This window comes from Gordonia sp. 852002-50395_SCH5434458, from assembly GCF_001665905.1.
GTDB lineage: Bacteria > Actinomycetota > Actinomycetes > Mycobacteriales > Mycobacteriaceae > Gordonia > Gordonia jacobaea.
On record NZ_LZTC01000083.1, the window covers coordinates 50,157 to 74,066 of the forward strand.

2 protein-coding genes (1 of these 2 cut by a window edge) are annotated in these 23,910 nt (G+C 65.1%); both read right to left on the minus strand.

Annotated features, from left to right (window positions below; translation table 11 throughout):
- Positions 1–15,729: the 5' portion of a non-ribosomal peptide synthase/polyketide synthase gene (locus tag A5785_RS18205; RefSeq protein WP_064868212.1), read on the minus strand. 19,317 nt of this gene lie to the left of the window's left edge; the window shows 15,729 of its 35,046 coding nt (coding positions 1–15,729); its start codon is at positions 15,727–15,729; its stop codon lies beyond the left edge, outside the window.
- Positions 15,726–23,840 (minus strand): amino acid adenylation domain-containing protein, encoded by an 8,115-nt coding sequence (locus A5785_RS18210; RefSeq protein WP_082946608.1) that lies wholly within the window; start codon positions 23,838–23,840, stop codon positions 15,726–15,728. The genes A5785_RS18205 and A5785_RS18210 overlap by 4 nt, the downstream gene beginning before the upstream one ends.
- Positions 23,841–23,910 lie beyond the last annotated feature (70 nt).

Here is a 23,910-nt window from a genome sequence, read left to right on the forward strand (position 1 = left end):
CGCCTCAGCCGGACCGTAGATGTTGCCGATCGCAACATGTGGGAGTAGCTCTCGCGTACGTTGGCGCAACGCGGGACGCAACGCCTCGCCTCCGGTCGCCAGCGAACGCAGACTGTTGAGTTGGCGGATCTCCTCGTCGGGCACCACGTCGAGGAACGTGGCCAGAACCGAGGGCACCAGAATCGCTGCAGTGACACCGTGGCGGCGAATTGCCGAGGACATCAGAAGTGGATCGCGCGCAACGTCTCCCGCAATGACCAGCGATGCTCCTGATGGCAGCGGTCGGATGAGCTCGAGCACCGACAGGTCGAACGCAGGCGAGGCAGCCATCAGGAACACATCGCCATCGCCGACCTCGCACACCTCCGCGTCGTAGCGACGGTGCGAGAGCACAGAACGGTGAGAGAGCTCAGCCCCCTTCGGCCTGCCCGTCGATCCGGAGGTGAAGATCATGCACAACCCGTTGTCCGGCCGAAGCTCCGCATGGCGATCCGCATTCACTGGCAGCGCAGTCGACGGCTCGTCTCCACCTGCGACCTCCGCTGTGAGGTCAACTTCGAGCACCGGAACGTCGGCATCGATACACCCGGCAGGAACCCGCGGACCAGACGAATCGATCACAACGGCCCGTATCGACGCGGTTCGCGCAATGTAGGTGAGCCGATCCCCTGGGGTCGCGACATCGACCGGAAGATAGACGGCGCCTGCCGCGACGATGCCGTGGAATGCAACAACGGTGGCCGCTGAACGCGGCATGTAGACCAGGACAACGTCATCGGGACCGGAACCTGCGCTGATCAGCCCACGTGCAAGCAACGCCGCTCGTGCACCGAGTTCGGTGTAGTCGATGACCCGATCGTCCGATACCACCGCGGGCGAAGATCCCTTGGTCGCGACGACCTGAGCAAAGAGATCTGCGATTGTCTCCGAGCCGATGTCAACCCGACGTCCACGCGACGCCGCGACAACCTCATCGCTCTCCGAATCGGTGAGCATCCCGATGTCGGCGACCGGCATCGACGGCCGTTGCGCCACCTGCCCGAGGACGTGGACGAATGCGCGCGATAACGCCTCGACCTGGGCCTGTCCGAGGTGATCGGGCGAATACGCGAGTCGGATCTCGAGATCGGGCCCGGCACCCGCATCAGCCGCTGCGACCGGCGACACGCTGCATGTCAGCGGATAGTGGCTGGCGTCGGACATCTCGACGTCATCGACACGGAGTGCGCCGAGGTCGCCGGCGTGGGCGATGGCCTCTCGATCCACCGGGTACGACTCGAAGACGAACAGCGTGTCGAACAGCGCCGCATGGCCGCTCATGGCGGCAATCTCGGCGAGATCGACGTCGTGGTGATCGAGGGTCGAGAGCTTCATCTCGTGAACCGCATTCACCGCGTCGGCAAAGGTGCCTGCCGATGAGACGTTTGCGACGACCGGGATGGTGTTGATGAACAAGCCGACAGCCGACTCGACACCGTCGAGCGTCGACGGACGCCCCGAGACCGTCTCACCGAAGCAGACGACGTCTTGTCCGGTCATCCGCGCCAACAACAACGCCCAGACCGTCTCGACCACCTCGGTCAGGGTGATCTCGTTCTCCCTGGCCACCTCCGCCAGTCGGGTGCACAGCGCCGTACCGGTTCGCGCCGTCACCGAGATCTGCGTCGTGACCTCCACGGTCAAGCCACTCGCAACAACGGTTGGCCCCTCCAACACAGACATCGCCGACTTCCATGCGGCCAGCGCCCTGTCGTGATCCTGTGCGAATAGCCACCCGAGGTAGTCGTGGAACCCGCGGTGCTCGTCACCGGCGCGGCCATCGGACTGCTGCCCGTCATCGACGTGATAGGCGGCGAGAAGGTCGCCGAGCACGATCGGCGACGACCAGCCGTCGAGAATGATGTGATGGTTGGTCACGATCAGCCGATGGCGCCCGTCGGGCATCAACACCACTGCGAACCGGATCAGCGGCGGCGACCCGAGATCGAACGGTTCGATCCGGTCCCGGTGTGCAACCCCTCCTGCGTGCTGCTCAGCATCGCCGAGCTCATGGTCACGGAGATCGATTGTGCGCCAGGGAACCTCGACGTCTGCAGGGATCACAGAGACGACGGCCCCCGAGTCGGTGCGGACAAATCCGGCACGCAGCGCCGGGTGTCGGTGAACCACCGAGTCGACCGCCCGGTGCAGTCTCGACAGATCGATGTCACCCCGCAGGTACACCACCGATTGCGCCACATAGGGATCGACGAACTCCGAGGACGACTTCGCCATCTCCGAGTGGAAGTACAGGCCCTTCTGGAGCACGGCAAGCGGCCAGATCTCAGCACCGGGGTAACGGCGGTCGAGCCCGTCGATCGCTTCCTGGTCGAGCCCGGTGGCGGGGATGTCGGAGGGCGAGTACCCCACCAGTCCCCCACGCGCGTCGACGCTATCGGCGATCTCGGCGAGGATGTCTGCGAAATGCGATGCGAGTTCGGCAAGCGCGGTGTCGTCGAGCGCCGTGGGCAGGTACCGCCAGGACACCTCGAACTCTCGTCCGGACGGTCCGGTGACGGTTCCGACATTCACGTCGAGCGCGCCCGCCGACACCATGCCGCCGGAGACTGTCGAATCGAGCCGATACTGCTCGGGGGCGGGTGCCAGCGCGATCAGGTTCTCTTCGGCGTGGTCTCCCGTCCCGTTTCCGCCGGTGTTCCCGAGGAAGTTCACGGTGACGTCTGGCAGCTCACGGTTACGCACCGGCGATCCCGGCAGCAGATATCGATGCAGCCCGAATCCGAATCCGTTGTCGGGCAGGGCACGAGACGCTTCCTTCACCCGCTTGACGAGAGCGATGAGCGACTTCTCGTCAGCGCAGTCGCCGAGAGCGAACGTGAGTGGCGCGAGTGTGGTGAACCACCCCACGGTCCTCGTCAGATCGGCTCCGCCGATCACCGACTCCTCGCGGCCATGAGCTTCGAGCAGTGCGGTGAACGATTCCAGGACCGCCCCGTCGGCTCCGACGCCGTGCCACCGCGACGTTGCAGCGGCGAGCGCGGCAACCAGCAGATCGTTGACACGGACGTCGAAAGCCGTGGCAACCGTGGCGAGAAGCCGTTCGGTGGGGTCGGACGCAATGTGGGTGATCGCATGACGCAGGGTGTACTCGCGGTCGCGGACCCGATCACGGATACCGAACGGCTCCGTCCGCTGTTGCGGCAGCATGCGGTCCCACAGCGCAGCCTCCGCCTCACGTGTGGGGGCCAACTCGTGCACCCCGACCGCCCACCGTCGCATGGAGGTCGCCTCGGGTGTCACCGAGGGACGTTCGCCGGACACGCAGGACTGTCCCGCGGCGACCAGATCGGCAACGATGGTCTGCCACGAGACGGCGTCCACCGCGAGGTGATGGATCGCGAGAACGAGGCGCCCTGAACCGGTGCGCTCGCTGCGGATCGCGGCGAGTCGCAGCATGGTGCCCGCCGTCGGATCGAGCAGACGCAGAGCATTCGCGTGGGCTTCGGTCACACGGGAGGCGAACTCATCCGTACCCGGCTCGGCGTCCACTGTCGCACTGGTCAGCACCGCACCGACGTCGATCGATTCTGCGGCATGGAGATAACGTTCGCCTGAATCGTCGATCCTCAACGTCGAGGCGAGCATCGGATGGGCTCGCACCACGGCGTCGACCGCGGTGATGATGCACGGATCGTCGAAGTCCGCGGGAAGAGCGAGCACCAACGACTGCGAGAAGTCGGCGAAATCCGCAGGGGTGTCCGACCTCTCGAACATCCACTGTGCTGCCGGCAACAACGGCACGCGGCCGTGGCCGCCACCGGCGAGTTCGGGCAGCGTGGTCTGCTCGGGCGCAGCGACAAGCGCCGCCATGGACCTGACGGTCTTGTGCTCGAAGATGTCACGCGGACGGATGTCGAATCCGGCCGACCGGAGCAGGGACGACAACTGAATCGACATGATCGAGTCGCCGCCGAGCGCGAAGAAGGACTCGGTCACGCTGACCTCGTCGCGGCCGAGGAGGCCGGCCACCATCCCGCCGATCAACCGCTCCGTGTCCGACCTCGGCGCCTCGTGCGCCCCGTCATCGGCGAACACCGCCGGAGGTAGTGCGGCCCGATCGAGTTTGCCGGTTGGCGCGAGCGGCAGCCTCTCGAGCGCAACCACCGCCGACGGCACCATGAACTCCGCCAACTGCGTCGCGACAGCATCGATTGCGCGCGCACTGTCGAAAGAACCCGGATCGGCGGTTACCACATAGCTCACCAGGCGCGTGCCGCCGCCCGGCCCCTCGACGCCGATCGTGTGGGCGGTCTCGACACTGTCCAGAGATGCCAGGGCCGCGTCGATCTCGCCGAGTTCGATTCGCTGGCCGTTGATCTTCACCTGGAAGTCCGACCGGCCCACGTACTCGAGTCGAGGCTCCGCCGATCCATCGCCCGACAACCACCGCACCACGTCGCCGGTGCGGTACATCCGACTACCCGCGCCCCCGTAGGGATTCGCGACGAATCGCTCAGCGGTCAATCCCGGCCTGTTGAGATATCCGCGCGCGACTCCGTCGGCGATCACATACAACTCACCCGCGACGCCGACCGGTACCGGATTGAGGTAATCGTCGAGCACCACGACGGAAATACCGCTGATCGGACGCCCGATCGGCACGACCTCTGCCGGGAGCAGGCGGCTCATCGTCGATACGACGGTGACCTCGGCCGGCCCGTACAGGTTGTGCATCTCGACGCGAGACCCCCACCGCGATACCAGTTCCGGCGGACACGCCTCTCCGGCCACGATCAGATGCCGAACATCCGGTAGCCCCTCGGGGTCGACGGTGGCCAGCACCGACGGAGTGATGATCAGGTCGGTCACTCGACCCTCGCGGATCACCTCGGCGAGATCGTCACCTCCGTAGACGTCAGCCGGGGACACCACCGACGTCGCACCCACCGAATACGCCCAGATCAACTCGAAGAACGAGACGTCAAAGCTCGGCGACGCCACCAGAAGTACCCGGATGTCCGGCTGGTCGCCCGAGACCCTGCGTTGCTCAGACACCATGTCCGCCAGGCCGCGATGAGTGACCGCAACAGCTTTCGGCAGACCGGTAGAACCCGATGTGTAGATCAGGTAGGCCAGTGAATCCAGGTGAACAGGAGCGCGCAGTTCATCGTCATCGACAACGGCGTCGGACCGTTGCGCCAGTCGCTTCGCGGTGGCGGGGTCGTCGAGCACGATCACCTCGATGCCGTCGATGCCGTCGCACGCGCTGCGGTCGGCGGAGACGGTGACCGCGACCGACACCCCGGAGTCACGCAGCATGTACCGGATGCGCTCGGCGGGATGGCGCGGGTCGACCGGGAGGTAAGCCCCGCCCGCCTTGACCACCGACCACACCGCGATCGGCAGCTCGGCAGAACGCGAGATCACCACGGCGACCGGCATATCCGGCCCAACCCCGGCAGCGATCAGTTCTCGCGCCATACGATTCGTCGTCGATTCGAACTCTGCATAGGTGATGACCCGGTCGCCTGCGATCAGCGCTGGATGGTCATCCGGCACGTCGAGCGCACCACCCGAACCCTGATGCTGCTCCGTCTCACGTGCGCGGAGAATCTGACGGATCGTCCGCGGAGCGGTCGCACCGTCACGCGGGGTTCTCGCCGGGACGAGCGTTCGCTGCTCGTCGGTGAGCAGAAGACCGAGTTCACAGACCTGCCGTTGCTGCCGCTGAGTCAGCCAGTCCAGTGCCAGAAGATACCGATCCGCAATCGCGGCAACGGTCGACTCGTCGAAAATATCGGTGGCGTAGACGATCTGGCCCGACATCGAACCGTCGCCGGCGGGGGTGAGCGAGAACAGCAGGTCGACCTTGGCGAAATGCGTATGCGCCGGCTGCGGTTGAACGTGCATCCCGGCGATATCGAATCCGTCGTCGCCCGTGACGTCTGGTTCGACGGTCAGATAGACCTGTGCCAATGGTTCGAATGCCTCGGACCGGACCGGCGACACCGCATCGACTATCTCCTCGAACGGAATATCGGCATGCGCGAAGGCGGCGACATCGGTCGCACGGATATCGCCTAGCAGAGCGTCGACATCCCACTGGGGGTCGACCGTGGTTCGCAACACGAGTGTGTTGACGAACATGCCCACGAGCGGCTCGGTCACCGACTGCGTCCTACCGGCAATCGGTGCGCCGATGGTGATGTCGTCGATGCCCGATAGCCTGCGGAGCACGATGACCAGCGCGGCCTGCGCCACCATGAAGAGTGTGGACTGGCGGGACGTGGCCAGGTCCCGTGCACGCTCGACGAGGTCGGCCGGGATCGTGAAATCGACCACGTCGCCTGCCGACGATGCCACTCGAGGTCGCCGCCGATCGAGCGGCAGGGGAAGAACATCCGGTACACCGTCGAGAGCCGTTACCCAATAGCGTTCCTGTGCAGCGAGTTCCGATTCGACGTTGTCGGCGTCGCCGAGTGCTGCGCGCTGCCAGAGCGCGAAGTCGGCGTACTGCACCGGTAACGGCTCGAACTGCGGCGCCCGCCCATTCTTTCGCGCTTCGTACGCGCCTGCCAGATCCGCCATGAGCGGAGCGATGGAGCCACCGTCGCCGGCGATGTGGTGGATGACGACCATCATCTGCCAACCATCGCCGACGGCGAGAAGCCGGACCCGCACCGGTAGTTCGCGGGTGACATCGAACCCGTCGACCGCGGCGGCCTCCAGTTCTGCGACGTTGTCGACCCTCTTCCAGTCGACGGCGTCGTAGCCTGCCTCAATGATCTGCTGCGTGGGCACCGCGGCCGGGTCGATTCGTTGCGACGTGAGCGGTGACGGGTTCGTGGAGTCGACAGTGTTCGACCCTGCCAGCGCGGGGAACAGCGTGCGCAGCACCTCGTGACGTTCCACCACGTCGACGAAGGCCGCGTGCAGTGCGTCGATGTCGACGGCGCCGGTCAGGTGAAGCAGGCTCGGGATGTTGTAGACGCCAGACCCGGGGTCGAGCTGGTTGAGGATCCAGATTCGCTGCTGTGCGAAGGACAGCGGTATTCGTGTCGGGCGGGGGCCCGCGACGAGCGAAAGCCGCTCCGGGCGGGAACGGTCGATGCCTCGGGCGAGTTCACGAATCGTCGGCGCGGCGAAGACATCGGCTACCTGAAGCGGGACACCGAGCGCATCCGAGCCGAGCGCCACGACACGCATGGCGGTCAGCGAGGACCCCCCGAGTTCGAAGAAGCTGTCCGATACCGAGACGCGGTCGATGTCGAGCACCTGTGAGACCACCTCGGCGAGCAGTCGTTCGGTCTCGGTCGCCGGCTCGACGAACTCGTCGCTGCCGAATTCCGGTGCAGGCAGCGCTTTTCGGTCGAGCTTGCCCGCCGCGTTGCGTGGTAGGTCGTGATCGAGGACAGTCCACACCGTCGGCCGCATGTACTCGGGAAGACGTCGAGCAGCGAAGTCGGCCACCGCTTCCACATCGAGCGCGTGTCCAGCTGCCACCAGGTAAGCGGCAAGGTGATCCGCGCCCGAGGGTGCGGTCACCACGATGACCGCTGCTGCGGCTACGCCGTCAGCCTGCTCCAGCACCGCGACGACCTCGCCGGGTTCGAGTCGCTGGCCGCGTAGCTTCACCTGGAAGTCCGTGCGCCCCAGATACTCCAGCAACCCGTCGCTGCGCCAGCGCGCCATGTCGCCCGTCCGGTACATGCGCTCGCCGTCGCCGTACGGCGATGCGACGAAGCGCTCGGCGGTACGCCCCGGCTGCCCGACGTACTCGCGAGCGACACCTGCGCCCGCGATGTACAACTCGCCCGGAACACCGACAGCCACGCGCTGAAGCCGGTCACCGAGCACATAGACCCTCGTGTTGTCCACGGGTCGACCGATCGGCACAGCGCCACCGACGGTCCCGTCGAGGAGGCCGGTGGTCACCTCGGCGAGCGCAGCCCCGACCGTTGCCTCCGTCGGACCGTACGAGTTGAGCAGCCTGCCGGGCAGCACCGACAGCAATCGTCGAGCCAGCTCCGGCGTGAGTGCCTCACCGCCCGAATCGACGACGCGCAGTGAGTCGAGCTGACCGTGATCGGCGATGTCGAGCATCGCCGACAGCAGTGAAGGAACCGCGAACAGCGAAGTGACACCGAAACGGTCGATCGTCTGTACCAGCCGGGCGACGTCCGCACGCGGTTGATCGGCAATGACGATCGGTGCTCCCGACACGATCGGGGCTACGATGTCGTCGAGCGATCCGTCAAATGTGTAGGGCGCAAGGCGGAGTCGACGGTCGCGCGTCGTGAGGCGCGCCGTCGACTGCCACCACAGGGCGTAGTTGCCGAGATTGGCGAAGGTGACGACGACGCCCTTGGGTACGCCGGTCGACCCCGACGTGAAGAGCACGTATGCGGGATCGTCGGGATGACGTGGGCGGGTGCGCTCCTCATCGGTGACCGGCGAGGCATCGTAGGCATCGAGATCGAGCAGATCGAGCGAGATGACGTCGGTGACCCCGTCGATGCGGCCGAACCGAATACGCGTTGAATTCATCACGCGGTCTTCGGAATTCGATGACTCGGTGCTATTCAACGCTGACGCAGTGCCGTCCGACGCTTCGGTCGTCACGACGATGTGTGCGTGCGCCTGGCGCAGGAGATCAGACAATCTGTCATCCGGCAGGACCGGATCGACCGGGACGTACGCGCCGCCCGCCAGGGCGACAGCATAGATTGCGACAAGCTGCTCGACGCCGTGTCCGATACCGATACCGACGGTCACCGATGGACCGACACCGGCCTCGATCAGAGCTCGAGCGAGCCTGCGAGCGCGACCGGCCAGTTCATCGAAAGTGAACTCCGTCGTCGGGGTCACGATCGCGAGATCATCACCCGACACGGCAAACCGGTCCTCGACGAGTTCTGGCCACGTCGCGTCCTCGGTCTCGCGGACCCGACCGGCTTCGATATCGAGGACTCGTGAGAGCGAGTCGCCGGTCAGTTCCATGAGGTCACCGACCGTGGCAGTCGAGTGCGCTGCAGCCACCAGGGACTCGAGGGTCGAAACGAAACGGCGACAGAGGTCGACAGCGGTGTCTTCGTCGAACAGTGCTGTGGCGTAGGTCAGTTGGCCGTTCAGCGACGCTTGTGCGTCAGTGGAGTCGGACTCGGAGAAGAAGAAGTCCAGTTCGGACTTGGCGACCGTCGTGGCCGGTTCCATACGCTCGAATCGCACATCCGGCAGCGTCAGTTCATGCGGTTCGGCGAAATTCTGATAAGTGAGCGCGATCTGGAAGAGAGGATCGAACGACTGCGTGCGAACCGGCGCGATATCGTCGACGAGAATCTCGAACGGAACCTCCGAGTGCGAGAAGGCATCCACATCCGCTGCGCGAACCGCGGCGAGGAACTCGGCGACACGCACTCCCGAGATCACCTCGGTTCGCAGCACGACGCTGTTGACGAACATACCGACCATGTCGTCGAGGACCGCGACCCCGCGACCAGCGATCGGTGCTCCGATGACCACGTCGTGGCGTCCCGCATCCTCGGGAGCCGACGACGAGGCGACGAGGATGGCCAGCGCGGCGTGTAGGAGCATGAACGTCGTCACGCCCGCTTGAGCCTCGAGTTCGGTCAGGCGCGCACGCAGATCGGCGGGAATCTCGAACTCGACCGACGCGCCGCGCTTGTCCGCGATCGCCCCGCGCGGACGGTCGGTAGCGATGGCCGTGACCGGAGGAACGTCGGCGAGGATCGCTCGCCAGTAGTCCAGCTGCGTGGACAGCCTCGACGACTCGTCGTCACGGTTGCCGAGTCGCTCCCGCTGCCACAGGGCGAAATCGGCGTACTGCACCGCCAGCGGCGCGAGGGTCGGGAGGGCCCGTCCCGGCGATCCGTGCCGTTCTTCATAAGCGCGCGCGAGATCCGATACCAGTGGTGTCATCGAGAATCCGTCGGCGGCCACGTGATGGATGACTGCGACGAGCACCCACTGCCGGTCACCGGTTGCCCGATCGCGCACGCGCAGAAGGCGCACGCGTACCGGGATCTCCACAGCGAGGTCGAACCCCCGCCACGTGAGTGCCTCGACCTCGCCCACCACGCCATCGGCTGACTGTGTCGCATCGCCGCCGGGCGCCTCCACCACGGCCACATCGAGGTGCGCCAGTGCCGCCTCCGGGTCGAGGACCTCTTGGAACGGGTCACCGTCCACCGATGGGTAACGAGTGCGGAGAACCTCGTGGCGGGTCACCACGTCGTGGACCGCGTGAACCAGAGCGTCTTCGTCGAGATCACCCGTGAGGCGCAGCACGATCGGAATGTTGTACTCCGACGACGTCGGGTCTATGCGATTGATGAACCACATGCGCGTCTGCGCGAACGACAGGGGCGGGCGTTCACCTCGCTCGGTGGCAACCAGCCGAGCACCGGCGCCCGTGGCTACCGTCACCCGTGCAGACAGGTCGCGAACCGATGGTGCGTCGAACAGCATGCGCACGGGGACGTCGGCGTCGAGCACCTCACCGACGCGAGCGGCCACCTGAGTAGCCGACAACGAGTTGCCGCCGAGATCGAAGAACGAGGCCGTCGCACTCACCCGTCCGGTGCCCAGGACGTCCGCGAACACCGCCGCGATCGCTGTTTCCGTGTCCCCGACGGGTTCCACGTACTCTTCTGGCGTCCCGAAATCCGCCTCTGGCAACGCATTCCGATCGACTTTCCCGATCGGGGTGAGTGGGATCGCGTCGACGACCACAATGGCGTCTGGCACCATGTACGACGCCAGGCGTCCACTGACCTCCGAGCGCACCGCGACCGGGTCGAGAGTCGCGCCCTGAGTGGGCGCGACGTATGCGGCCAGGCGAGTACCCGTTGGGGTGTCGACGCCGACTGCGACCGCGCCGCCGATACCCTCCACAGCCCGCAGCGCGGACTCGATCTCGCCGAGTTCGATACGCAGACCGCGGATCTTGACCTGGAAGTCCGAACGTCCGATGTACTCCAGCAACCCCGCGGATGTCCACCGGACCAGATCACCTGTCCGGTACATCCGGGCACCGGCACCCGGGCAATCCCGCAGTTCGAAGGGCGCAGCGACAAACCGCTCGGCGGTCAGCGCAGGTCGACCAGCGTAACCGCGCGCGAGGGCAGGACCCGCCAGATACAACTCCCCGACCACACCGGCGGGTACCGGTCGCAGCCGCTCGTCGAGCACCGCGACGGTGATGCCCGCAACCGGATCACCGATCGTGACCGGCTCATCTCGCCTCAATGGCCCCGCAGACGTTGCGATGATCGTCGATTCCGACGGCCCGTACAGGTTGCTCATCCGTCGTGCGGAATCGCCGGATACCCAGCGGGCCATCTCGGCGTGGGGCAGCGCTTCTCCTGCGGTCATCAGCACCGGCAGTGCATCGTCGGGCAGACCCGGTATGGTCGCCAGCACGCTCGGGACGATCACGGCATGCGAGACCTGTTGACGCACAATGACATCGGCGAGCTCGGCGCCGCCATACACCTGCGGCGGGGAAAGCACGAGAGTAGCACCGTTGCCATAGGTGACCAGAGACTCGAAAACCGCGGCGTCGAAGCTGGGAGAGCTCACCGCGAGCATCCGCGACGACGAGGACAGTCCGAAGCGTTCAGCGGCGAGCGCCGCGACGGTGGTCGTCGCGCGGTGCGTGACGGCGGAGCCCTTCGGCCGGCCGGTCGAACCGGACGTGAAAATGATGTAGGCGGCATTGTCCACGCGCACCGGCGCGATCAGTTCGTCGGCTGACAGCGGTGCTACGGAGAATGTATCGAGTTGTGCCCAGAGATCGTCGTCCACGACCACCCAGTGGGCTCCGTAGGGCATCGCGGACACCGATTCCGGTTCGACCACGCCGAGTGGCGCACCCGAGTCCGCGACCACCATCGCGATGCGGTCGGTCGGATAGGCGGGATCGACCTGGCACAGTGCGCCACCGGCTTTCGCGATGGCCCAGAAGGCCAACTGCCCCGAGATGCCGCGTCGGCACGCTGAGACGACCGATGTCTCGGGCCCCACTCCCCGAGTTATCAGGAAACGGGCGAACTGGTTGCTTCGGGCATCCAGTTCGCCGTAGGTCATCGACTCATCGCCCGAGACGAGCGCGAGGGCATCAGAATTCGACGCTGCCCTGGCCAGCATCTGCGGCAGGGTCAGTTCAGGCGACGGCAGAGCACCGGCGACCACGAGGTCGTCGCGATGTTCGGATTCGAGGATCTCGACGTCGCAGATGCGCATGTCGGGTTCTGCGACCACCTGGCGCGCGATGCGTTCGAAGAACTCGATGAATCTGGCCACCGAGCGCGGGTCGAAGAGGTCAGCGGCGTAGTCGACGTTCCCGCGTAGATAGTGCCCGGACCGATCTCCCGCCGGCCAGGATTCGATGAAGGTGACCGAGAGGTCGTAGTCGGTGAGGGTTCGCGGATGATCCTCGAACTCGATTGCCACACCAGGCAATTCGAAGGATGAGTCGGTGTGGTCCTGCAGGGCGAGTGCCACCTGGAACACCGGCGCGTGCGAGTCTGTACGCGGGAGATCGAGTTGCTCGACGACCATCTCGAAGGGCACGTCGGCATTCGATATCGCTGCCAGGTCGGTCTCTTTGACGACAGCGAGCAGGTCGGTGAAGGCGTCCTCGACCCCGAAACGTGTGCGCAGCGCGAGACTGTTGACGAACATTCCGACCAGGTCGTCGAGGGCTCGCTCACCGCGGCCTGCGTATGGCGTGCCAATCGTGATGTCGGCACTGCCCGAAAGCCTGTTGAGCAGCACCAGCCACATGGCATGCAGCAGCATGAACAGCGACACACCGTGCTCGAGGGCGAACTCATCGAGTTCGGCCGCGAGTCCCGCACCGATCGAGAACTGATGGTTGCGCGACACTTTGCTCTGCGTCGCAGGCCGCAGGTGATCCAACGGGAGATCGATGAGATCGGCCGCGCCATCGAGTGTTTCACGCCAGAACGCGAGCTGCCGACCGGCGATCGAGTCGCGCGAGCGCGGGTCGCCGAGCACCGCGCGCTGCCACAGCGTGTAGTCGGCGTACTGCACCGCGAGCTTGCCGAAGTCGGCACTCTCGCCCTCACTGCGCGCACGATAACCCGCGATCACGTCACGTGCCAGCGGCCCCATCGATGCGCCGTCTGCGATGACGTGGTGGACGACGAGCACCAGGATGTAGTCGGCACGGCCGGTCTGGAGCAGTCGGGCGCGTAGTGGCGGGGCGTCTGCCAACCGGAACGGCTCCCAGGCGATCTCGGCGATCTTCTCCTCGACATCGGACGGGTCGGTGGTGATCGGATCGGCGACGATGATATCGGGCGCGTCGTCGCCGATCTCCTGTTCGGCGACTCCGTCTCGCACCGGGAATCGGGTGCGGAGCACCTCGTGGCGACGCACCACATCGTCGAGTGCACCTGCCAGCGCATGGGTGTCCAGCGCACCGGAGAAGTGCAGCACGAGCGGAATGTTGTAAACGGCGTTGTCGGGTTCGAGTTGCGCGAGGAACCAGAGGCGTTGCTGGGCATACGACAGCGGAATGGCGCCCTGTCGGTCGACGGCGGCCAGCTCGGGTCGGTCGACGGCGACTCGGCCCGCGACCTGTTGCGCCAGATCCGCTACGGCAGGCGAGGTGAATACGTCGCGCACACTGACCGGTAGTTGGAGGACTTCACTCGCGCGCGCCGCCACCTGAGCCGCAACCAGAGAGTTGCCGCCCAGATCGAACAGCGACTCGATCACACTGACCGAATCGAGGCCGAGTACCTCGGCGTAGACATCTGCCAGTCGATGCTCGTACTCGCTTCGCGGGGCGACGAATTCTGCTGTCGATTCGATGCGGGGCAACGGTAATGCCGCACGATCGAGCTTTCCATTGACGTTGAGCGGGAGCTGCTCGAGCTCCATGATCACGTCAGGAACCATGTAGTCGGGAACTCGCTGAGCCACTTCTGCGCGGATCGCCGAGACGTCGAGACCCCGGCCCACCACGTACCCGACGAGGTGGGTGGGGCCGTCGTCGCGGGTTTTGATAGCCGCAGCGGCGGCGTCGACACCTACCGCCGCCAACAGCGCAGCCTCCACCTCGCCCAGCTCGATGCGGAAGCCGCGCAACTTGACCTGCGCATCGCTACGGCCGAGATACTCGATACTCCCGGCACGGGGAATGGCGACGTCACCGGTCCGATACATACGATCGCCGGGCGCGCCGAAGGGGTCGGCCACGAACCGGGTCGCGTTGAGCTCGAACCTACCCAGATAGCCTCGGGCGACCTGTGGACCCGCGATATAGAGCTCACCGGGTATACCGTCGGGAACCGACGCCAGGCGTCGGTCGAGGATGTAGGTCCGTGTCCCCGGGATAGGGCCACCGATATCGGATGCCGATGTGGCGCTGACGAAGTCGACCGTCAGCTCACGGCGCGTCATGTAGACCGTGGCCTCGGTGGGGCCGTACATGTTGTTCAGTTGCGGCCCCGGGTCGCCTTCACTGTCCAAGCGATCTGTATGCCAGCGTCGAACCTGCTCGAAATCGAGCGCCTCACCCACGAAGATCATGCTGCGCACCGAGGACGGCATACGCGCGCCGGACGGTGGGCGCACGGCCGCAGCGAGTTGATAAAAGGCCGACGGCGTCAGATTGACGATCGTCACCTGCTCGCGGTCAAGAACCTTCACGAAATCAGCAGGGGAACGGGTGGTTTCGTAGTCGAGGACCACCAACCTGCCGCCGAAGGCCAGCGACACCCAGATCTCCCCGACCGACACGTCGAACGCGTACGACTGGAACATCGTCCACACATCGTGCTCGGTGTAGTCATACATCCGCGACATGGCATCGAGGAGCGACACAACGTCCTCATGGGTGACCGCGACGCCTTTCGGCTTTCCGGTCGACCCCGACGTGTACATGACGTAGGCGGGGTGCGCCGGATCGACACGAGCAGGCAGTGTCGTCGCCCTCGGCGCGACGTCGAGGAGGTCGTCGACCGTGGACACCATGTCGCCGAACGCCGTGGCCGACCACGCATGCGCCGTTTCGGAATCGGCGACGATGACCGCAGGCGCGGCGTCGTCGACGATCGTGGACAGCCGCTCGATCGGATGCGAACGGTCGAGCGGCAGGTAGGCCGCCCCCGTCCGCGCGATGGCTACCAGGACCACGATCAGTTCAGCCGTCCGCGGAAGCGCAACTCCCACCAGTGTTTCCGGGCCGGCTCCACGGTCGACAAGGCGAAGCGCGATGTCGTGTGAGCGGCGATCGAGTTCCCGGTATGTCAACGACGCACCGGCGAGGTCGGTGATCGCAACCCTGTCGGGGAACCGATGAACGGACGACCGGACGAGACCCGGCAGTGAGCTGCGATCACTGCTCCCGAACAGTTCGTCGACCGCTCTTCGCACACTCTCGATCGCTGCCGCCGATGCCTCAGCGACCTCCGTCGGCGATAGACCTGGTCGCGCGACGAGTCCTGTGACCGTGGCCCTGACCGCGGCATCGGCGTCGAGCCCCTGGGCCGCGAGTGCCCTCGCAGTCACCGACGCCTGAGCAGCCAGGCGCGAGAACGGGACCGGCCCTCCTGCACCTGTGAACGCCACCGCGTCCGGATACGCGTCGGCCGTTGCGCCGATCAGATCAATCAGCGACGGTGTCCGCCCCCACCCGCGCGCCTGTATACCGTGTCCCCCAGTCGGGCCGGTCACTGGTCGTATGACTCTCGGCTCATGGTCACTCTCCCGACGCGTACCGCATTGGCGCGCAACTGTTCCAACACATCATCCAGCGCATCTGAACCACCGGCGGCCAGCGCCGGAAGCGCTCCCATGACCGCCATGGTCAACGCCGAGTCGATATCCCCCGTGGGCATCGCCGCCGTCATCACGCTGACCATCGACCACAGATCCGCGAAGGTGACAACCATCCCGTCGTAGGTCATGGCCGTCTCCGCGGGCCCGACCTCAGCCGCCGACGCGACCAGATCGGAGAGCGGCAACGGCGAGTCGACTTCATCGTCGGCGACCGCTGCCTCGACGATGGAGGTACGCGCCACGATATCCCCTACTGCACGTTGCGGATCGCCACCGACCTCTCGGAGCAGACTCAGGAACAGTTCGCTCAGTTTCTCGACGCTCTGTGCTTCGAAAAGGTCTGTTGCGTAGTCGAAACGGCCCTGCATCGCACCCGAGGCGTTATTCGAACCGTCGAGTGAGTATGGAAACACGGTGAGCTGGAGGTCGACCTTCGCAGTGACGAGCTCTTCGGAGATCGGTTCGACCTCGAGTGAATCCATCCGCAGTGCCGGGAAATCCAGGTTTTGGTAAGCGAACATCACCTGATACACGGGGTTGTACGCGGTTGGGGGCTTGGCGAGCAGCTCGGAGGCAATCCGTTCGAACGAGATGTCGGCGTTGGCCATGTCGGACAGATCATCTCGTCTCACTCGTTCCAGAAGTCTGGTGAAGTCTTCATGCGGATCGAGCTCTGTGCGCAGCGCCAAGGTGTTGACGAACATCCCGACGATGTCGTCGAGAGCACGGTCCGCGCGCCCAGCATAGGGCGTGCCGATCACGATATCGTCGTCGCCACTCATTCTGTGCAGCAGCACCGCGAAGACGGTGTGCAACACCATGAACATGGTCGTATTACTCTGCCGGGCAACCGATTCCAGAGACCTCCGCAGCTCGGTGGGAATCTCGAACTCGACGCGCCCGCCGGCAAAGCTCGGCGACTTCGGGCGTGGACGATCGGTCGGCAACTGAATACGTTCCGGCGAGCCGTGCAAGCGCCTCAGCCAATAGTCGAGCTGCGCTTGCTCTTCACTCGTGCCGCTCGGGTCAACGGCTGCGAGCTTCTCCTGCTGCCACAGGGTGAAATCGGCATACTGCAGCTCAAGCGGGTCCCACCCCGGAGCCTCACCTCGCGCCCTGGCCGCGTAGGCGGCCATGAGATCACGGGCCAGTGGGGCCAACGACGCCCCATCGCAACCGATGTGATGCACCACGAAGACGAGCACACTCTCGCCGGCGACGTCGGGAGCGGCAGTGCGAGCAGCATCGTCCTGCTTCGACCGCCGCGTCAGCAGTACCCACCGAACCGGGACTCCACTGGTCACGTCGAAGCCCCGACCGGTGACCTCCGCGATCGCCTGTTCGACGTCTCCGTCGTAGGCGACCACTCGCAGATCGGCGTGCGCGTCCGTTGCCCCGGCAGGCATGATCAGCTGCATCGGCTGCCCGTTGATCATCGGGTACGTCGTACGTAGCGTCTCGTGTCGTTCTACGACGTCGCGCACCGCTAGCCGCAAGGCGATCTCATCGAGTTCACCGCGGATTCTCAACGCCAGCGCGATGTTGTAGGCAGCCGATTCGGGTGAAGCGTTGTTCACCACCCAGAGTCCGCGCTGGACAGTTGAGACCGCAACCATCTCCGCGCGCGCACGCGGGCCGAGCGGCGGCGCCCACGAGCCCGAGGGTGAGGTCCCGAGCGACTCGGCGAGCTCGGCGACGGTGGGCGCAGCGAACAGTTCACGGACCGAGACGTCCCGACCGATCACTTCCGACACCCGTGAGGTGACCTTGACCGCTGACAACGAGGTACCACCGAGTCCGAAGAAATCGTCTCGTGCCCCAACTCGTTCCGCGCCGGTGACGTCGCCGAAGACGCCCGCGATCACTGTTTCCATCTCGGTCCGAGGCGGGAGGTACTCCTCGGCGGACGACAGGTCGACACTCGGCAGCGCCCTGCGATCGATCTTTCCCACCGGGGTCAGTTCGAACCGGTCGACGATGACGATGGTGTGCGGGATCATATGTCGCGGAAGGCGACTCGCGGCAAAGTCGAGAATGTTGTCCGGGCTCACGGTTGCGCCTGGGGCGATGCTGACATAGCTCACCAGTAATGTCTCACGTGCTGGCCCGGGAATACCTGCGCTCAGAGCCGTCACGACGCTCGGGTGCTCCTCGATGACGGCGTCGACCTCCCCCGGCTCAATTCGCAGGCCTCGGATCTTGATCTGGAAGTCGTTACGCCCGTGGTAGACGATGCGGCCGTCTCCACGCCGCGTCACACGATCACCGGTGCGGTAGAGCCGGCCCGGACCATACGGGTTGGCCACGAATCGCGTCGAGGTGAGTGCTGGTTGATGCAGATATCCGATGGCGACCTGGTCACCTCCGAGATACAACTCTCCGGTCACGCCAGCAGGCGCGTGCCGGAGGGCATCGTCGAGAACGAATGCGCCGACTCCGGACAATGCGGTACCGATCGTGACTTGATCGTCCTGGGTCATCGGGCCGTCGACGGTGACGATGACCGTGGCCTCGGTCGGCCCGTACGCGTTGAAGAACGATCGACTCGACCAGCGGCGAACGAGTTCGGCGCTACACGCCTCCCCCGCCGCCATCACGGTCTGCAGCATCGGTACCTCGGACGGCTCGATCGTCGAGAGCACCGATGGCGTCATCATCGCGTGGGTAACCCCGTTCTTCGCGATGACGTTGGTCAGTGCTGATCCGGCATACTCGTCTACCCCTGCGACCACGAGTTCACCGCCGCTGTGCAGCGCCAGCAACAACTCGAGCACGGACACATCGAAACTCGGCGACGCGACGTGCAGCACCCGGCTCTGTGGTCCGACGCCGAACCGACGGGTGGCCGCCTCGGCCAGGTTCGCGACCTGGCGGTTGGAAACCAGCGTCGCCTTCGGTTTTCCGGTCGAACCCGAGGTGAAGATGAGGTAAGCGTCATCGTCGAGTGATGGCTGCCGCGCGAGTTCGTCGTCCCGCAGTGGAGCACCGCTGTGCCCTGCAATCTGCATCTCGAGGTTCGGGTCGTCGAGTGCCAGCCAGCGCATACCGACCTGGTGGGTTGCACGATGCCCTGAGCGCGTCACGCCTACTGCCGCGCCGATCGTTTCAAGCATCATCTGCCGACGCTCGGCAGGATAGGTCGGGTCGATCAGGACGAAGGCGGCACCCGACTTGATCACGGCGACCGTGGCCACGACTGACAGGGTCGATCGACCGATCTCGATCGCCACGGCGTCACCGGGACCCACTCCGAGCCCGGCCAGTTCGCGAGCTATCTGATTGGTGCGAGCTTCGAACAATTCACGCGTGACGGTGGTGTCTCCGCGTAGTGCCACCGACGAGGATCGTCGATCGGTCGCTGCGCCGGCAAGGAGCTCGCGGAACGAACGTGGCTGCGCTGCAGCACTTATCGTTCCCAACTCGGTCACAACCTCGGTGTCGAGCAGATCGATCGCTCCGACCGCGTTGTCTGGTTGCCGCACCATCGCGGTCAGCACACGCGCGAACTCGTCGGCGAACATCTCGATGGTCGACGCGTCGAAGATGTCTGTCGCATAGCCGAACTCGACGTCGACGGCAGGACCCTCTGCGTGTTCGGACTGCGTGAACGCCACCTGGAGTTCGTATTTGGCTGCGGGGATACGCACCGCGCGGACGGACGTGCCGAGATTCTGCTCGGCATCGGGTCCGAGCCAATCATGCTGCCAGGTGAGCATCACCTGGAACAACGGCGAATGCGACAGTGCCCGGTCGGGTGCGATTTCTTCTACGACCTGCTCGAACGGCACATGCGAGTGCGCAATCGCGCGCGCAGACACGCTCTTCGAATCCTCGACGATTTCTCGAGCCGTCTTGTATGGCGTGATCCGGGTTCGAAGCGGCACCGTGTTGACAAACATTCCGACAAGGTCGGCCAATGCGCGATCGTCGCGGCCGGCGACGGCGGTGCCGACGGTGACATCTGAGCCTCCCCACAGCCTCGAGAGCAGCACACTCAGCGCGGCGTGCATCACGTGGAATGGCGTCGCGTTCACAGAGGCGGCGAGGTCGGTCACCGCGTCGAAGGTCGTCGAAGTGATCAGCCTGTCAACGAATGCCCCTCTGCCCGAGGGAATGTCGGGGCGCGCCCGATCTGCGGGCAGCTCCATCACCTCGTCGGCCCCTGCGAATTCCCGACGCCAGAAGTCGAGCTCGGCCCGCGCCAGGGAGTTGCCATCGTCGGGGTCGCCGAGAATCTGGCGTTGCCAGATCGTGTGGTCGATGTACTGCAGCGGCAGTGGAGCGAATGCGACATCCCTGCCTGTGCGGAGCGCATCGTATGCCGTCAGGAGATCTCGCACCAACGGCGACAACGACATTCCATCACCGGTGATGTGATGTAACACGATCAACGCCAGGAAACCCGACGGCTTCGCCAGAACCGTGAAGCGCACCGGCACCTCGGCCGCGAGGTCGAAACCCCTCGCAGCCAGCTCCGTGACCACGTCATCGACGTCGGCGTCTGACACCTGGCGGATCGGAGCCGTCACCGAATGCACAACAGTGTCCGCCGACAGGATCTCCTGAACCGGCTCGCCGTCCACGGACGGGTACCGGGTGCGCAATGTCTCATGCCGGTCGACCACTGCGGCGAATGCCTGCACCAGCACGCTCGGGTCGTGTTCTGGCCCCAACTCGACGTACCCGGCCATGTTGTAGGCAGCCGATGACTGGTCAAGACGATTGGTGAACCAGAGCCGGGTCTGTGCGGTGGATAGCGGAATGGTCTCCGGACGTTCGTCGAGCGTCGTGGGGGTAGAGGGAGCGGGCTGCGATACCTGCTCGATTCTGCGCGCGAAGTCGGCGAGGTCCTCACTGTCGAAGAGGTCGGTCAGCCCGATCGCCTTACCCGTGGTGGTCCGCAGATGTGCGACGATCCGAGCGGCGTCGAGTGAATCACCCCCGACCCCGAACAGGTTGTCCCGCATGCCGATCCGCTCGGTACCGAGCACGTCGGCGACAGCATCGACGACGATGCGCTCGGTGTCGGTGGTCGGCAGCACGACGTCATGTCCGGGACGGTCGAAGACCGGGGCCGGCAAGATGGCGCGGTCGAGCTTGCCGTTGATCGTCCGCGGCAGACCGTCGATGACATTCACGAGGTCGGGAACCATGTAGCCGGGCAGGAGTTGACGAACCTCCGCACGAACCCGTGCGACGTCGAGGTCAGAACCCGACGCCTCGTCGGGCACCACGTAGGCAACCAGTTTGGGGCCGCTGTCAGCGACATTCGAGCACACCTTGGCGGCCGCGCCGGCGACACCGTGGCACGCACGAAGCGCCGCCTCGACCTCACCGAGTTCGATGCGATAGCCGCGCAACTGCACCTGAAGATCGGACCGACCGAGATACTCGATGTCGGTTCCGACCCTTCGTCCGAGGTCACCCGAGCGGTACAGCCGATCACCGTCTCCGAAGGGGTTCGCGATGAACCGCTGCGAGGTCAGCCCCGGTCGTCCGCGGTACCCGCGCGCGACTTGCTCTCCGGCAACATAGATCTCGCCGACCGCGCCCTCTGCCACCGGCTGAAGCCTTCGGTCGAGCAGGTGTATGGCCATCGACGGCAGCGGAGCACCGATCATGCTGCCCGACTCGGTACGCACCAGTCCGGGATCGAGCGCCCGCGATGTCACGTGGACGGTGGTCTCGGTGATGCCGTACATGTTCGTCAGCTTCACGGAGTCACCGAAGGTGCGGTACCACCGATCCACTTCGTCGAACGGCAGCGCTTCACCGCCGAACACGATGTGCCGCAGCGACGACGGCAATCCCGACAGCCGGCAGGCATCGGCCAACACCGCGAATGCAGAGGGCGTCAAGGAGACGAAAGTGATGCATTCACGCTCGATCAGGGCACGCATCTCGTGGGGTGACCTTGCGGTGTCCCGGTCGACGATCACCACCCGCGCCCCTGACGACAGGGGCCCGAAAATCTCCCACACAGAGAAATCGAACGCATACGAATGGAAGAACGACCAGACGTCTGCCGGAGCGAAATCGACCTCGGCACCCGCCGCATCCAGCAGGGCAATGAGGTTGCGATGCGTGACAGCAACGGGTTTCGGGCGCCCAGTCGATCCAGAGGTGTAAATGATGTATGCGAGCGAATCGAGCGGTTGCGCGTCCGGGAGCGGGACCGCGCCCGCTTCGCTCAGCAGCGTGGACAGGCTCACCGCAGGAATCCCCGCCATGGCGTCGGCGCCGGCCTCCGCCTCATCGTCGAGAATGACGCAGGCCGGAGCCGCGTCCTCGACGATGAACGCCAGTCGATCCGCCGGACTCGCCGTGTCCACCGGCAGATATGCCGCACCGGCACTCAGAACGCCCAAGATCACGCTGATCAGATCCGCGCGTCGGGGCGTGGCGATGCCGACGACGGAGCGGGGTCCGACACCGCGCTTGGTGAGTGCACGCGCGACGCGGTCGACGCGGTCCGCGAGTTCCCCATAGGTCAGTCGGTGACCGTACTGATCGACGACAGCTACGGACTCGGGGTGTTCGTCGACGATCCGTCGGAATCGTCCGATGATCGATGGGTCGGCGTGCCCGGACGCGGTCGGCGCTGTCGGGTGCGGCGCGGGAAGACCGGCCAAAAGCTCTCTGTCCCGGTCGGTGAGCATCGGCAGGTCCGCCACCAGACGATCGAGCGAACCGGCAGCGAGGAACTCATGCAGGAATGCGATGAATCTGCTGTGCAGGACGTCGAGTTCATGTTGCTCGTAGAGGCCCGGATTGGCATGTAGATCCACACCGAGCGGAGCGCCCGGGCTGGCCTGGTAGAGGTTGACCAGCAGATCCTCGAGGATTCCCGACGACAGAATGTGATACTCGACGCGCGCCCCGATGAGCTCGATCGGCTTGTCGAAGAACATCATGTTGACGACAGGACCGAATGTGGTGGCGCCTGTCTCGTGGAGCCCCGCGTCACGGCGGATGTCCTCGACCCTGTAACGCTGGTGGCGTAGCGCCCCGGTCAGGGTCACTTGCATCGACTCGATGAGTTCGCGCACCGACTTGTCGGTCACGTCCGTTGCCCGGAAGGGAAGCAGATTCGCGAGCATTCCACCCGCACGTTTGATCTTGGCTGTCGCACGGCCGGTGACCGGGAGTGTGAGGGTCACATCGTCGAGGCCGGTCCGACGGGCAGTGAATGCGCTGAAGGCCGCGGTGAGAATGACAGCAGCCGACGAATGGAGGTCGGTGGCGACCTGTTCGAGCCGATCCTGCACGGTGCTCTCGAGGATCGTCGACGACACGAGGTTGACCGGGTCGAGTGGTGCCGTGACCCCCCGCCGCGACAGGGTCACGCGCTCACCGGACCCGCTGACCTGCTCGAGCCAGTGGGCGCGGTCGGCGGCGTACCGTGAACCCTCGCGATAGGCCTGCTCGTCGGCCACAACCTCGGCCATCGTGGCCAGGGGCTTCTCGACCAGCTCGGTCTCGGTCACTCGCGCGTTGTACCGTTCGACGGCCATACGGGTGAGCGTGAGTGCCGAGTAACCGTCGATCACGATGTGGTGACCGCGCATGTACCACAGTGTCCGCTCGTCCGAAACACGTAAAAGAGCACTGATCACGAGTTTGTCGTGAGCCAGGTCGACCGGACGACGGTATTCGTCCAGCATCCATTCATAAGCCGCCGCGAAGGGGTCGACGCCACCACGGAAGTCGATGATGTCGACCTCGTGGTTGATCGTTTGGTCAACAACCTGACGGACCTCGCCGCCGGATTCGACCATTCGCAGGTAAGGAGATTCGAGCACCCGGCAGGCATCAATCAGACATTCAGCAAGAATCCGCAGGTCAAGCGATTCCTGGGTGTGCTCTATATCCAAGAATTGCGCAATATTGACCGAGTAACGATCCGAGAGTCGCTCGGCGAACCACATGCCCCGCTGCGCTGCGGTCAGTTCGAACAAGTCAGACTCCTCGATGATCGTCCACGAATGCGGCCGGTTGTCGGCCATGGTCGAGTACAACCGGGAAGGGGCTGTCCGTCCCGGATCGTGCAATTCACCTGTTGATCAACTGCTGCCC